At 39.7% G+C, this 14,719-nt stretch carries 13 protein-coding genes and 4 tRNA genes; 5 read left to right on the forward strand and 12 right to left on the reverse strand.

What is annotated here, in order from left to right; translation table 11 throughout:
• Nucleotides 1-53 precede the first annotated feature (53 nt).
• Together ACOI22_RS17250 and ACOI22_RS17255 are read left to right on the forward strand one after the other, a co-directional pair.
• Complete coding sequence (locus ACOI22_RS17250; RefSeq protein WP_420673387.1) at nt 54-1,004, forward strand: AEC family transporter; 951 nt, start codon at nt 54-56, stop codon at nt 1,002-1,004.
• A 30-nt stretch (nt 1,005-1,034) separates the two neighbouring features.
• Nucleotides 1,035-1,628, forward strand: a complete 594-nt coding sequence (locus ACOI22_RS17255; protein ID WP_420673388.1) for an ACP phosphodiesterase — start codon at nt 1,035-1,037, stop codon at nt 1,626-1,628.
• Nucleotides 1,629-1,667: 39 nt separating this feature from the next.
• Here the strand turns inward: ACOI22_RS17255 and ACOI22_RS17260 are convergent, their stop codons facing one another.
• The 11 genes from ACOI22_RS17260 to murB form a co-directional block, all read right to left on the reverse strand.
• Nucleotides 1,668-1,865 (reverse strand): CsbD family protein, encoded by a 198-nt coding sequence (locus ACOI22_RS17260; RefSeq protein ID WP_420673389.1) that lies wholly within the window; start codon nt 1,863-1,865, stop codon nt 1,668-1,670.
• 230 nt (nt 1,866-2,095) lie between these two features.
• On the reverse strand, nt 2,096-4,189 hold the full coding sequence (locus tag ACOI22_RS17265; protein ID WP_420673390.1) for a prolyl oligopeptidase family serine peptidase: 2,094 nt from the start codon (nt 4,187-4,189) through the stop codon (nt 2,096-2,098).
• Nucleotides 4,190-4,282: 93 nt separating this feature from the next.
• On the reverse strand, nt 4,283-4,525 hold the full coding sequence (locus ACOI22_RS17270; RefSeq protein ID WP_420673391.1) for a hypothetical protein: 243 nt from the start codon (nt 4,523-4,525) through the stop codon (nt 4,283-4,285).
• 147 nt (nt 4,526-4,672) lie between these two features.
• Complete coding sequence (tuf, locus tag ACOI22_RS17275) at nt 4,673-5,857, reverse strand: elongation factor Tu (protein WP_420671535.1); 1,185 nt, start codon at nt 5,855-5,857, stop codon at nt 4,673-4,675.
• Between the two features lie 47 nt (nt 5,858-5,904).
• A tRNA-Thr gene (locus ACOI22_RS17280) sits at nt 5,905-5,980 on the reverse strand.
• A gap of 4 nt (nt 5,981-5,984) precedes the next feature.
• Nucleotides 5,985-6,059: transfer RNA gene (locus tag ACOI22_RS17285), tRNA-Gly, on the reverse strand.
• A 40-nt stretch (nt 6,060-6,099) separates the two neighbouring features.
• Nucleotides 6,100-6,184, reverse strand: a tRNA-Tyr gene (locus tag ACOI22_RS17290).
• Between the two features lie 9 nt (nt 6,185-6,193).
• A tRNA-Thr gene (locus tag ACOI22_RS17295) sits at nt 6,194-6,269 on the reverse strand.
• A gap of 127 nt (nt 6,270-6,396) precedes the next feature.
• A complete protein-coding gene (locus ACOI22_RS17300; protein WP_420673392.1) occupies nt 6,397-7,236 on the reverse strand; it encodes a type III pantothenate kinase in 840 nt (279 codons plus the stop codon).
• Nucleotides 7,220-8,209, reverse strand: a complete 990-nt coding sequence (birA, locus tag ACOI22_RS17305; protein ID WP_420673393.1) for a bifunctional biotin--[acetyl-CoA-carboxylase] ligase/biotin operon repressor BirA — start codon at nt 8,207-8,209, stop codon at nt 7,220-7,222. The genes ACOI22_RS17300 and birA overlap by 17 nt, the downstream gene beginning before the upstream one ends.
• Nucleotides 8,206-9,222 (reverse strand): UDP-N-acetylmuramate dehydrogenase, encoded by a 1,017-nt coding sequence (gene murB, locus ACOI22_RS17310; protein ID WP_420673394.1) that lies wholly within the window; start codon nt 9,220-9,222, stop codon nt 8,206-8,208. Before murB ends, birA begins: the two co-directional genes overlap by 4 nt.
• A 286-nt stretch (nt 9,223-9,508) precedes the next feature.
• Between murB and ACOI22_RS17315 the strand changes: the two genes are divergently transcribed.
• The 3 genes from ACOI22_RS17315 (at nt 9,509) to ACOI22_RS17325 (ending at nt 13,386) form a co-directional block, all read left to right on the forward strand.
• The gene (locus ACOI22_RS17315; protein WP_420673395.1) at nt 9,509-11,137 is read left to right on the forward strand and encodes a diguanylate cyclase; all 1,629 of its coding nucleotides are present in this window, start codon (nt 9,509-9,511) and stop codon (nt 11,135-11,137) included.
• A 64-nt stretch (nt 11,138-11,201) separates the two neighbouring features.
• On the forward strand, nt 11,202-11,801 hold the full coding sequence (locus ACOI22_RS17320) for a PH domain-containing protein (protein WP_420673396.1): 600 nt from the start codon (nt 11,202-11,204) through the stop codon (nt 11,799-11,801).
• Nucleotides 11,794-13,386: a PH domain-containing protein gene (locus ACOI22_RS17325; RefSeq protein ID WP_420673397.1), complete on the forward strand. Its 1,593-nt coding sequence runs from the start codon at nt 11,794-11,796 to the stop codon at nt 13,384-13,386. Before ACOI22_RS17320 ends, ACOI22_RS17325 begins: the two co-directional genes overlap by 8 nt.
• Nucleotide 13,387: 1 nt before the next feature.
• Here ACOI22_RS17325 and ACOI22_RS17330 read toward each other — a convergent pair whose 3' ends face one another.
• Complete coding sequence (locus tag ACOI22_RS17330; RefSeq protein ID WP_420673398.1) at nt 13,388-14,422, reverse strand: MBL fold metallo-hydrolase; 1,035 nt, start codon at nt 14,420-14,422, stop codon at nt 13,388-13,390.
• Nucleotides 14,423-14,719 lie beyond the last annotated feature (297 nt).

Genomic DNA, 14,719 nt, shown 5'->3' on the forward strand with positions numbered 1-14,719 from the left:
CAGTTAAGGCTACACTTCTAGTCAATATTAATCGCTCTTAATCTTCTTCCCATATGTCTAATGAACTAAACTTTTTAAGCTTTGCCGCTGAGGTAATTGGGCCCGTTATTTTAATGCTCGCATTCGGATATGGCTTATATAAATACGGTACGTTGAATGACGAATTTATAGAGCGTGCATCAAGGCTAGTATTTAATTTAGCATTACCTGCGCTATTATTTTCAAGCATTAGCAGTAGTTCGGTGGCTCAATTAAGCGATGCTACGGTTATCTCGGTAGGATTCATTGGTACTCTTGGCGTATTTGCCATGCTGTTGTTTACGGTTCCCTACCTTGTTAAACAAAAAGCAGATCGCGGCGTAGTTATTCAAGGTGCTTTTCGCTCTAACATGGGCATAATTGGTTTGGCCTACTGTGCGAACGCTTATGGCCCGGAAGGTTTGGCTTACGCATCGGTTTATATGGGCGGCTTAACTATTTTATACAATGTGTTGTCAGTGGTTGCGCTTAATGTTTATCAAGATAAGCAAACTTCTTGGAGCAAAATTACAAAAGACATTTTGACTAACCCTATTATTATATCAATAGTACTAGGCTTACTAGTGTCAATTCTGCAAGTGCCTATACCGGCAATAATGAGTAACAGTGTAGAATATTTCGCACAGCTCACACTACCGCTAGCTCTATTGTGCGCGGGCGCGGCGCTTCGCTTTTCCACAATGAAAGCTAATGGCATATCTGCAGTTTTAAGTATAACGGTTAAATGCATTGTGTACCCATTTGTGCTAGTACTCTTGGCTTTGCAGTTGGGTGTATCAGGCATGCCCTTAATGGTTATATACTTAATGGCTGTGTCCCCTACTGCAGCGGCCAGCTACGTTATGGTTCGCAAAATAGGGGGCAATCATGGGCTAGCGGCGCAAATTATTGCTATTAGTACCGTACTCTCGGTACCCATTACTTTGTTAGGCTATGGTTTTATTTATCCGTATATTTATACTTAAGCTTTTGCAGTTTTATAAAATGGAGAATGCTTGAACTACCTTGCCCATATTCACCTAGCTCATTTATCTGGTACTAGTAAGCTGGGTAACTTTTTAGGAGACTTCGTAAAAGGAACAAATCTACAAGCCTTACCGATACACATACAGCAAGGTATTTTTTTACATCGCAAAATAGATTCATTCACCGACTCACACCCTGATATCAAAGCGCTTAAAGCAAGTATGCCTAATGAATTGCGACGTATGGCTGGTGTAATTATAGATATTTATTTTGATCATCTTTTAAGTGTTCAATGGCATCAATACACAAAGGGTTCACAACAATCAATATTGAATGGATTTTATGAAGAGTTAGCAACGCAGGACATAACTATTAGTCCGCACTTCGATGGAGTGAAGCGTGGTCTGCTAGAATATAAGTGGTTAGGTGATTATATTAATCAGGATGCTTATTTAAGGGCATACAAGAGTATTGAGCAGCGCTTAAAATACAAAATTGTGTTTGCTGACCATGCTTTTGAGTATGTAGGCGAAAATAGGGAGCGAATAAAAACGAGCTTTGACGCATTCTATCCTAGCCTAGTAAATTTTACGCTAGCGCTTAGTAAGCAATTTGACCGCTGAAACATCAGTACCAGCGGCCAGTATGGTAAAGAGCTTTGCTTAGTGTTTATTTAAGAAATCATCTACTTCGCGCTCAGCCTCGTCTTTGGTTTTACCGTACTTTTGCTGCAACTTACCTACAAGTTCAGTTCGGTTACCTTCAATTTGGTCAAGTTCGTCATTAGTAAGCTCGCCCCATTGCTGTTGGGCTTTGCCTTTTAATTCTTTCCAATTGCCTTCGATTCTATCTTTATTCATTACATTCTCCTCAGTTAAATTACGATAAGTGTTGTAACTACTCACAGTAGCCACGACATCCGTGATTCCAAACCGTCGTACTTACTAGTAGCAAAGCACGTACCAGTATCTGCCAAAGAGAAATTGTACATAATAGCGTTTCAAAACAGAGGCATACGAAATGCAGTGATGCATTAACAACTATGAGCTGCACGCATCACTGTAATATTGAAGCTTAGCAAGTGTAATATTTACTCGCTTTCATCTTTTTTAGTATCGTACATGTTAAACCAAGCCATAATGTTGTCAGTCTTAGCAATTAGCCGGCTAGGACGCGATGCTATATAGTGAGGAGATAGGGGAACACGAATAAGTGCGGTATCAACCTTATTCATTTTAAGCGCGGTATAAAACTGCTCCGCTTCCCAAGCTGGTGTGCGGTAATCTTCTTCACCCACCATTACCAAGGTAGGCGTTTCAATTTTATCAACATAGCTAATAGGTGATAGCTTCAAAAATGCTTCTGGATTTGACCAAGGATCAGCGCGTATCCAATGCCGACGCACGTATTGTGCAATATCGCCAGCTAAGGCCATTGTCATCCAGTTGATAACCGGCTTAATGGAAGCTGCCGCGGCAAAACGGTTTGTTTTCGTGACTATCCAAGCGGTTAAAATGCCGCCGCCTGAACCACCGGTCACAAATAGACGGTCAGGGTCTACGTATTTTCTCGCTATTACTTCATCAACTACACTCATTAAATCGTTATAATCATAGCCCGGATAATTAAGGTCAATGCCTTGCGCAAAATCTTCTCCGTATCCGGTAGAGCCCCTAGGATTAGACCAAACGGTTACATAGCCTTCTGCAGCAAAACGCTGGACTTCTGCACTAAACGTTGGCCCATACATAGTATGCGGACCACCATGAATTTCTAAAATCATTGGATAACTTGCATCAGCTTTAAAATCAGGAGGAAAAGCCACCCAAGCTTCAATTTCTAGGCCGTCATGGCTTGATTTAACCTTTATTTCTTCTACTTTCGCTATATCCAAATAGGGCAATACATCACTGTTTAAGTCCGTCAAAATGCGTTCTTTTTTACCTGATATATTGGCAATCGCTACTTCCGATGGTTTGGTAGTGAAACCTTTTGTATACGCAATCTGTGCTGATCTCCCAGCACTTACAGAATAACTGCCAGACGCATACGGACGACCAATAGACTCTCCGCCAATATTAGTGAGAAGTTTACTCACCTTTCCAGATAGGCTTACTTTAATAAGTGAAAGTAAGCCATGGTCTTGCGTAAGCGCTAGTATGTACTTACTATCAGACGTCCAACTAATTGATTCGAATGTCCCTTCAAAGTCTTCAGCCAGAATTTTTTGTTCTTCACCGTTTCGCTTCATTAGGTATAAATCGCTTTGCTGGTATGACATTACTTTATCGTCAAAGCCAGTATAAGCAATCATTTTTCCATCAGGGGAAACGACTGGGCTATTGTCTGGGCCATCACGTGTAGTAAGTGCTTTTATTGAAAAGTCAGAAAGTTTTAATGCGTATATTTCACTTTCAATAGGATCTAAGTCACTATCTTCAGCTAAGTTTCCTGTTACCAATAAAGTGTCAGGGTCAAGCCACTCTGGATTAGAAAGGCTTGTTTCTTCAAAACTGACTTGGCGAGGTGTGCCGCCACCTATGGGAAGGGTAAAAACTTGGTTCGCGCCTTCTTTTAAATACCCTGCTCCATCAAATCGAAAAACCAAGTTATCAATCACATTAACAGGTGGATTCCACTTTGCTCCTTCAGGTGGCGACATAGGTTTAGCAAATGATGGCGTTTTAGAAGCTACAAACATGTTAAATGCAATCATGCTGCCATCTTTAGACCACGATATATTTGAGGGGCTTGCTTGTAGTTGCGCTAAAGAAAAGCTATTTCCAGAATCAACATACATGAGGCGAATTTCAGACTGTCCATTATTACTTGTTGTGAACAAAATCTTAGAACCATCAGGTGACCAACTCGCACTATTTGCTGAAAAATTAGGGGCCAGAGGCCTTTGTTCACCGGTTTTAGTATCTATTATCCAAAGTGAACCTTTGTCTAAATCTTTCATTATATCCATACTATGGCGCACATATACTATGTGTTTACCATCAGGAGATATTTGTGGACTTGTTGCGTACTCTAGATCAAATACTCGTTCAGCTGTGAATCGCTTTGAAGGTATATCTTGAGCGTGGCTAAAGCTTAAGGATAATAGCGATGCGCTAAGAAGAAGTGCACCAAATATTAATCCATTGCGCTTAGTACCACGGATTTTCTGTGTCGTTTTCATTATTACGTCCTGTGAAGGGTGGCTTTATTTATTGTTATGTAAACTAATATTTATGAATAATTACTTTGCTAATAGCAAAGGGCGCCATTGATTTTAAGCTTGCAAAAACCACACAATGACTGAAACAAGCGCAATGTAAAACAGTATCCCCGTTAAGTAAGGAATATACCAAGCGCGTTTGTGTAATTTTTTAGCGGCTTTATATTCGTTAAGCGCAAATATTTGATATTTTAAATAGCCAAAACTTAAGCTTTTTAATACTGCAACGCCAGTAATATAGATAAAGAAATCTACAGCTAATGCTGTAATTAAGGCGGGAAATAATTCGAGAAGCATGTGAGTATCAATCTCTTATAGATGGATTGTTTTTTATCTTAGTCGGTTTTATCGAAAGCGGCAAGCGGTGTTATGAAATTGAAACGTGAATGAAAGGCATAAAAAAAGCCGCTCATTGAGCGGCTTTTTAAAATTACTTGACTAAAATTAGTCTAAGATTTTAGCAACAACACCAGCACCTACGGTACGGCCACCTTCACGGATAGCGAAGCGTAAACCTTCGTCCATCGCGATTGGTGCAATAAGCTCTACTACGAACTTAAGGTTATCACCTGGCATTACCATCTCTACGCCTTCTGGAAGCTCTACAGCGCCAGTTACGTCAGTTGTACGGAAGTAGAACTGTGGACGATAGCCTTTGAAGAATGGAGTGTGACGTCCGCCTTCATCTTTGCTTAGTACGTATACTTCAGCTTCAAATTTAGTGTGTGGGTTGATTGAACCAGGCTTAGCTAGTACTTGACCACGTTCAACGTCTTCACGCTTAGTACCACGTAGTAGAACACCAACGTTCTCACCAGCGCGACCTTCGTCTAGAAGTTTACGGAACATTTCAACACCAGTACAAGTAGTCTTAACCGTATCTTTAATACCTACGATTTCAACTTCTTCACCTACTTTAACAATACCTTGCTCAACACGACCTGTTACAACAGTACCACGGCCTGAAATTGAGAATACATCTTCAATTGGAAGGATGAATGGCTTGTCGATGTCACGCTCTGGCGTTGGGATGTATGTGTCTAGGGCTTCGCCTAGCTCAACAATTTTAGCTTCCCATTCCGCTTCGCCTTCTAGGGCTTTAAGCGCTGAACCTTGGATTACTGGTAAGTCGTCACCAGGGAATTCGTATTCAGTTAGAAGTTCACGAACTTCCATTTCTACCAATTCTAGTAATTCTTCGTCGTCTACCATGTCACATTTGTTCATGAATACGATCATGTAAGGAATACCAACCTGGCGACCTAACAAGATGTGCTCACGTGTTTGTGGCATAGGACCATCTGTAGCAGCTACTACTAAGATACCGCCGTCCATTTGAGCTGCACCAGTAATCATGTTTTTAACATAATCGGCGTGTCCAGGACAATCTACGTGTGCGTAGTGACGTGTTGGGGTGTCATATTCAACGTGAGAAGTTGCGATTGTGATACCACGCTCGCGCTCTTCTGGAGCGTTATCGATTTGATCAAACGCTTGCGCTGCACCGCCGTAAGTCTTTGCTAGAACTGTAGTGATTGCTGCTGTTAGCGTCGTTTTACCGTGGTCAACGTGGCCAATAGTACCAACGTTTACATGCGGTTTCGTACGTTCAAACTTTTCTTTTGCCATTATCTTTTCCTAGCAAAGTTAATAAATTATAAAGAAGTGTCAAAGAATGGTGCTGATAGGCAGATTCGAACTGCCGACCTCACCCTTACCAAGGGTGCGCTCTACCAACTGAGCCATATCAGCAACGTGGAGCGGACAGCGGGAATCGAACCCGCATCATCAGCTTGGAAGGCTGAGGTAATAGCCATTATACGATGTCCGCATTCCCGAAAATTCTCTGAACACCTTCTTTTTCAAAAAAGTGGTGGAGGGGGCAGGATTCGAACCTGCGAAGGCTGAGCCGGCAGATTTACAGTCTGCTCCCGTTGACCGCTTGGGTACCCCTCCAGAGATTGATGGTGCCGACTGCCGGAATCGAACTGGCGACCTACTGATTACAAGTCAGTTGCTCTACCAACTGAGCTAAGTCGGCACTGCATCAAGTGGGTGCGGATATTAGAGGAAGAATTAGATTCCTGCAAGAGGTAAATGACAAAAAAACACGTTTTTTTTAAATTAATTTTCAATTGGCGATAATTAACGCCGATTTTGACTCAAAATTAAACATTAGTCGCGAAATCATCCTGTGCAATTCGAGCAAGGCCCACTAAAACTAAATTTTCGAGATAATAGGTGAAGCCCAATTCTGTCGAAAAAATTACATCTTTTTTGAATTTATTTGCACTGGCACTGTTTAAGTGCTGTTTTTTTGCACGAACAGAAGAAGAGTGAAGTTGATCAGAGGCTGAAATTAATAATGCGCCGTCACCTCCACTTATGAAAATATCGAAATAACTGCCATACTCAAACATAATTAATTTTGCTTGAGCCAACATTCCGGTTATTTGAGCAAGTGCTCCATGCGCAACACAATCGGGCGTATCGGTGCCTGTTTGTAAATTATGAAGCGATATTTCCTGATCAAATACCTTTTTCGTTTTTTCAACTACGGCTTGGCGAGCCATATTTAAGCCCGGGGCTATCCAACCACCTTTGTGCACTTTGTTAATTATAAAATCACAAGTAATAGCTGTACCTGCATCAACCACTAGGTAATTCTTTTCGCTCAAGGCCCCTCCGGCTATTATAGCCATCCAGCGGTCTGTTCCCATATTACTAGGGTTGTTATAGGCGTTCGTAATAGAAAATTGTTCAGATTGCGTTTTAACGTGGGTATATTTTACGCTGGCGTCATCACACAGTTTACTTATAGCATTTAATATGTCATTTGATTGTACACAACAAACGTAGCAACTATATGCATCGCATAACAAAGCGCTTAGCCCATCTAGGGTTGTTCGCATTATTTGTAAATCTGAAATTTGCTGATTTTCACAATACCAAGCGTACTTTATGTGGGTATTGCCTACATCGAGTAATAAACTAAACGGAGCGGACACTAATTTCGCCTCCATGGTAAGCGGTAACTGTTCCAGCGCTTTCAAGTAACAATGCGCCACTAGCGTCTATTCCCTTGCTAATCCCCTGAACACTTTTGTCTCCCATTAATAGTTTAATAGGTTTGTTGAAAAACAAGTCAGATGTTTGCCAATCATTTAAAAACGGATGCAAACCTTGCGCTTCGAATTGGGGCAGTGCTTTCCATAAATTTTCTATAAACCTTGCCGCTAATTCATTTCTAGATAATTTTTTAACACTAATATGCGATAAGTCTGTAAATGCTTGGTCAATGCCTGATACATCATTAGGTAGGTTCACATTTAAGCCTACTCCTATAATAGCTGAAGTACTTGAGCCAGCTTGTCCTTCAACCTCTATCAAAATACCTGCTAACTTTTTTCCTTCAAAATAAACATCATTTGGCCATTTTAATTGGCAGCCTTTCACACCCATTTGTTGAAGTGTATTGTTTAGCACTACGCCTATCATTAAACTTAAGCCCGACATAGCTTGGTACCCTTGCTCAAAACGCCATAACATGCTCATGTACAAGCTACTTCCAAATGGAGATACCCATGTTCGTCCGCGCCGCCCTCTGCCAGCACTTTGCGCCTCGGCTAAAATTATATGTCCCTTTTCGGTACTCGGTTGCAATTGCTTAACTAAATCATTAGTTGATGTAACCAGGTTTTCTACTTGTAGTAAGTGATGCTTTGTTGCAGGTAAATACTGTGCAATTAAACTAGCGTTTAATAAATCAATAGGGAAGGAAAGCTTGTAACCACGGCCTTTAACACTATAAATTTCAATACCTAATTCACAAAGAGCCTTAATGTGATTGGAAATGGCGCTCCTACTAAGTGAAAACGCGTCTGCTAAATCCTCTCCTGAATGAAACTCTGCATCGTTAAGCATTAGTAACAATGCGCTGCGAATTTCTTGTATCGCTTGTTTACTTTGAGCTCGCTTCATAAACTTAAGAGTCCCTCTTTACCTATAAGTCTTACTTCATTTTCTAAGGTAATGTTAAACGTTGCTTTTACGCTGTCGCGTATTTCCCTAGCTAACAGTAATAGCTCCGCCCCTGTACCTCTACCCAAGTTAACTAAGACCAAGGGTTGATTTTTATAGCAAGCTATACCGCCAAGCTCTTTCCCTTTAAACCCTAGTTGGTCAATTAGCCACGCGGCTGGAATTTTAAATAATGTATGTTTAGATGCGCCTGAGTCTTCAACTTTAAAAACCGGGACTTTTGGGTAACGACTTTTTATGTTTTCAAGCACATGCTGATTTACTACTGGGTTTTTAAAAAAACTACCTGCATTGCCAAACTCGCTTACCTTCGGTAGTTTTTCGTTTCGAGTGCGAATAACTTGTTCAAAAATATCAAAAGCGCTTGGTGTTTTTAAGGTATTAAGTGGGCTGTAAGATGTTTCAAGCTTATATTGCTTAGGTAATTTAAATATTACACTCGTAATAATACGCTCATTCTGTTTCTGATTTTTAAATACGCTGTCTCTGTAACCAAAGGCACACTCTTCGCGAGAGAAAGAAGCTTTCGTCATAGTGAAAGTGTCTAAATATTCTACTTTAAAAATAAAACGTTCAATTTCTACACCGTAGGCCCCTATATTTTGAATAGGGGCCGCGCCAACGGTTCCCGGAATAAGCGCTAAATTTTCAAAGCCGCCTATACCTTTACGCAAACAATGTTCTACTAACTGATGCCAATTTTCACCCGCGCCTACATTTATAAGATAGTGCGTCTTGTCATCTTTAATTGTTATTCCCTTTATGCGATTTAACAAAACAGTGGCACAATAGTCTTCTGTAAAAACGGTATTACTGCCCTCGCCCAATATTATGTAAGGCGATTTATGTAATGACTCTAATAGTTTAGTTAAACTATTTACTGAATCAAAGGTCAGAATGTCATTGCACGAAGTAGGCAACGAAAATGTATGCAGGTGTTGTAATGATTGCAAATGAAGGTCCAAATTTATGATCAAAATGTCTTAAGTTTTCTTATTTAGCTATTGTTACAGAAAAAGCGACAAGTGTATAAAAAAGAATGCTCTGCGTAATTAATTGCGCTGAAGTGTATGTAGTAAGCACATCTTCCTTTATTATTAGTCAATAATTTACTTGGTTTAAGTATAATTTGTCTATTTATCAAAGGTACAAAGAATCGAGCAAATGAAGAAAAGTAGTCAATCATTTACAAAAAACATATCCTTTTTAATGGCGCATAGTATTTTGCGAGGCGCTTATATGTTTGCAATTATTGTGACACTTACGCTTCGCCCCGCTTTAGCGCAAGAGAGCTCCCCCGAAAAAGAAATTACGCAAAGCGCAAATAAAGTCAGTACGTCGCAAATAATACGGCCAAATAATTCTAGAGCTGAAGCGCGAGCAGCCATTACTGCAAAAATAGATCAAACTAATTTTAGTAATAACCCTCGCCAACTTATACAGCAACTAATGGCGCGTGCTGAAATTGACCAAAATTCAGGTGCAAACATTGCGGCATTACAAGATCTGCAATTTGCATTTCGGTTGGCCATGAACACTAACCAACAAGATTTGGTTGCCAAGGTAGCCTACAAGATAGCAAATATTCATCAGGTTCGAGGTGAGCATGTTATTGCACTTAGTTATGCCGAACAGGCCTTGAATAGGTATACAGAGCAAAAAGATGTGAGCAACATTATTGGCATTCAGCTGCTTATGCTTGAAAGTTTTATCGCTACCAATCGGATGTCGCAATCAGAAACCCTGCTTAACAATTTAGCTTATGAAATGGAATCTAATGCTGATGTAGACCAAAAGGCCTATTATTTTCGCCTTCGAGGAGAAATGGAGTTAGAGAAAGGTAACATAAATGCGAGTTTAACGGCGCTTAGTGAAGCAGAAAGCCTAACCCCCCCTAGTAACTCAGTCGCACTGGCTAACTTGCGTTTATTAGCAAGTAAGGCGCATATGAAGCAAAATAATATGGATAAAGCCATTGCCGCGTTGGTAGAAGCTTTTGAATTTTCAAGCAATGGGCAATTACCCTTTGTTTTGTATCAATCATTGCAGTTACAACGTGCTGATCTACTAAGCCAGTTAAATGAATATGAAGCCGCTTACTTAGTGATGCAGAATATTGTAAAAGATAGGCTTTTAGTTCAACCTATAAATGAAATAAAACGAATGCTCGACATGCATGCAAATTTTCAACTCAATATTCAACAAAAAGAAAATGCAGAACTAAAGCAAGAAAATGAATGGAAAACAATGCAGTTAGAGACAAAGCAAACCTTAAGTACATTGTACCTAGTGGTAATGGGTCTATTTATTTGTTTATTTATACTCATGCTTCTACTTTTCTTACGCAGTAGAAAACACAGAAATCACCTCGAACAATTAGCTCACACTGATCAGTTAACTGGCTTACATTCAAGAGCACGCACGCTTGAATTACTTCAACACCATCAACAATTATTTGCAAGAAGTGAGCAGCAATACTGCGTAGCCATTCTTGACCTTGACCACTTTAAGCGAATAAACGATACCTTCGGCCACCAAGTGGGTGACAAAGTATTGCTAGAATTCGGAAAGCTCTGTCGAGAGAAATTTAGAAAATCAGATATTGTTGGTCGAATTGGCGGAGAGGAATTCCTATTCATATTACCAAATACTCCATTAAAGCAAGCCAATGAGGTGTTCATACAGTTTTCACAGCAATTATTAAGTATTGGTGAATCAATGGACTTATCGCAAGTTACCACCGCAAGTGTCGGCTTAGTTAGCCCAACCAAAGATGAGCTTGTATTACAAATAGTGAAAAGAGCTGATGACGCACTTTATGATGCTAAACATAAGGGTAGAAATCGTGTAGTAATTGCTTACAACTAAGCACTTTACAAAGCCTCTTGCCTCAGGTTTACTAGTCAAATAAAAATTATAGAGGCTGATAGAATTGTCACAAGAACCCACTCCAAGCTTGCCTGATCAACACCCGATAGAATCCGACACCATGTTGAATGAACAGGTTTTCACAAACGAGCCGGTCAACCCTGGGATTCTATCGGTTGATTCACTAAATTTTACTATGCTATCACCTAAATATCGTCGTATGAATATAGTGACCACGGTATTATTTTGGGGCGTGGCACTCATAATATTGGGCTTAGTATTTTCTGGTTTATTTTTTGAGATATCAGATAAGCACAACCCTATTGCTTATGCGTTAGCAGGGATTTTTATCTTTCTTGCTAGTTGGTCAATTATTTATCATTACTTTGCAGACCCACTCAAACAATACGTGGTTCGAGAACACGATATAAACTTTCAATCAGGTTGGCTTTTTAAAAGCTTAGTGAGCCAACCTATTCTTAGAATTCAACACGTAGAATTAAAGCGCGGCCCCATAGAGAGAAAGTATAATCTAGCAACACTTCAAGTATTCAGTGCAGGCGGAGCCTCATACACTTTTAATATACCTGGCTTGGAACATGAAGATGCGATTAAACTTCGCCAATTTGTTTTGAATCATAAGGATTTAGCCGCCGATGAGTAAACAGCTTGTTAGCGAAACAATAGAACAAGATTCACTTGAGGCTTTTAAAACTCAGGAATGGTCGAGGGTTTCCCCTTTAGCTATCGTTTATTTTTTTGCTAAGACCACATGGGGGATTGGCAATAGCTTGGTTTATATGCTGCCCATTTTAGCGCTAAATTTTGACGAGGTAAAAAACAATATAGAAATAGCATTTTTTGTCGTACTTGCGGCTTTTCTAGCTATTTTAATAAGCAGCGTCTTAAACTATTTCTTCTATTTTTATAAATTTAGCGATAAAGCGGTTGAAATAAAACAGGGCGTGTTTAAAAAGTCACATTTGGATCTTCCCTTTAATAAAATTCAAAACGTCAAAATTGTTCAACCACTCTATTATCGATTTAAACAATATGCATATATTGAATTAGATACAGCAGGCTCTGCTAAACAAGAAGCTAAAATCATAGCTATCCCCTTATTGTTAGCTGATTCTTTTAAGCAACTCATTATGCAGATTAAACAAGGCGATGTATCTTCAAGCGTTGCAGCTAACAATGATAAGGAAGACAACAGTACAAGTGATGTAGACAAAGAAGTATTGTTGAATGAACGCTCAATAAAAGATTTAGTAATACACGGAATCTCAAATAATCGTGTTTGGATAATATTAGGTGCGCTAGCTCCATTCTACAATAGCATTACCGATAATTTAGGCGGCTTTTTAAATTCATTTGGTTTTGATATTGCGGCTTACTTAGATTATCAAAATCAGAGTATTGGTCTGTTTATCATTCACGTTTTATCGATCGCCATGCTTTTAATGCTTGTTATGGTATCAATATCAGTAGTGGGTTCTATTTTTGTTTATTATAAATATCGCTTGAGCAAGCAAGGTGACCGCTACGTTCGACGCAGCGGTTTATTAAGCAAACATGAAGTCAGTATGCGCCTTAGTCGAATACAAATAGCAGTTCAACAACAAGATTGGCTAGATGTATTGATTAAGCGTGTTAACCTACAGTTTGAACAAAACACCAGTGGTTATAACTCAAATGCGCAGGCTGGGAACATCAATAGCGCAAACAAATTAATGGTCCCCTCTGTCACACTGCCTGAATCTGCAGCTTTGGTGCAAGACGCATTTGAAGTACAGGCATTTAAATCGATTCCATTCAAGGCTATTTCAAAACGTTTTATACTGAGAATGCTCATGACGATAGTCTTACCAATTGGGCTTGTATTGTTTGCTGTGGCTTATGTAAACAAGCTCCCACTAGCCGCTTTTGGGATTATTGTAGGCTTTATTATTCTGCTTGCGCTAATGGTTTATCAAAGATGGCGCCGCTGGGGGTACTATTTTAGTGAGAACTTCGTGTATATACGCAAAGGGCTGCTTGGTGTTAACTACTATGTATTTCCAGTAGCGAAATTGCAGCAAGTATCGTTTATTCAAAGTATATTTATGAAACGTAACAACTTAGCTAGCTTGCGTTTCGTTCTGGCCTCAGGCGCTTATAAAATTCCGTTTATGCCAAGCCAGACTGCTAAAAACCATAGCAATTTTGCCTTAAATTTTGTAGCCAAGTACAAGCCTGCATGGATGTAGGCTAGAACTGCTTAATACTTGTAAAAATGTATTGACCATGTTCATTCTTATCACGAGAACAATATCCTTCAAAATATAAGTAATTAAGGTGAGAAAACGCCTCAGCTATAGCAAAGAACATATTATGCTCGTTTAGATCGCGCTTAAACAATACTTTTAAACATGATTGAATGGTTTTTCCGCTCTCACAAAATTCAGTTAAATTCTTTAAATGTGCTTTATGATGCGACATCAACTCGTTGATCCTTTGATGCAAACCATAAAAAGGCTGTTTGTGTGATGGCAGTACCAGAGTGTCAGCAGGTAGATTCAAAAATGGAGGGAGTGTTTCTAAATACATTTTTAATGTGTTGGCATTAGGCTCTGTACTATAAACACCAATATTCGGCGATATTCCCGGAAGCACGTGATCACCAGATATAAGGATCTTAGTTTCTTCATTGTACAAACATACATGTTCAGGTGAGTGACCTCGTCCTATATGTACACGCCAATTACTGTTTCCAATTTGCAGGAGATCACCCGCTTGTAAGCGTTCAAATTGTATAGGGATGGGGCGAATAACTTGGCTCAAGCCAGGGCTGCTACTTCTACGTGCTTTAGCTTTCCCAATATAGTCTTCAGACATGCCGCACATTGCCAGATATTCATCATCTTGCCAATCACTAGCTCCTCTTGGTCCAGCCGATAAAGCTCGTGCTGTAAAGTATTCAGCATGACTCATATAAAAAGGTACACGAAATTTTTCTACTAAAAATCCGGCCATACCAATATGGTCAGGATGTAAGTGAGTAACAATGACTTTGCTTATTGGCTTATCAAGACGAGAACAGATATCGTTCCAAAGAGATTCTACTTTCGCGGTGCTTATGCCTGTGTCAATCAAGGCATAGCCTGCATCGCCATCGTCGATTAGGTACAAATTTATATGATCAAGATCGAAAGGCAAAGGCATTCTTAGCCAGAAAATACCAGGGATAATTTCTTTAAGCTCTCCCGCATTAGGGATTGCTTTATCGATATAGAGTAAGTCCATAATGATTGACCTCATTACCTGTGAAAACAGCAAATAATTTGTAATTAGCTTACGTGCATTTAAAAGTAATTTACTTTGTAACTCAAAGCACTATTTTGAATTTAGAAGTATTAGATGCTTGAATACCAAAAATGTATAAAAGCAAAGGCGAAATGGCGTCGCCGCTAATGCTTATCACTTTTGTGCAGACGTAAAAAAACCCGCTAGCGTATGCTATGCGGGTTTCTGCTCTTTAATTAAAGGCTATAGGAGTCCCGGTTACCGGCAAGGGCGGATGTGCTACTCTCGCATGGGCTT

The organism is Glaciecola sp. 2405UD65-10, from assembly GCF_048820975.1.
Classification (GTDB): domain Bacteria; phylum Pseudomonadota; class Gammaproteobacteria; order Enterobacterales; family Alteromonadaceae; genus Glaciecola.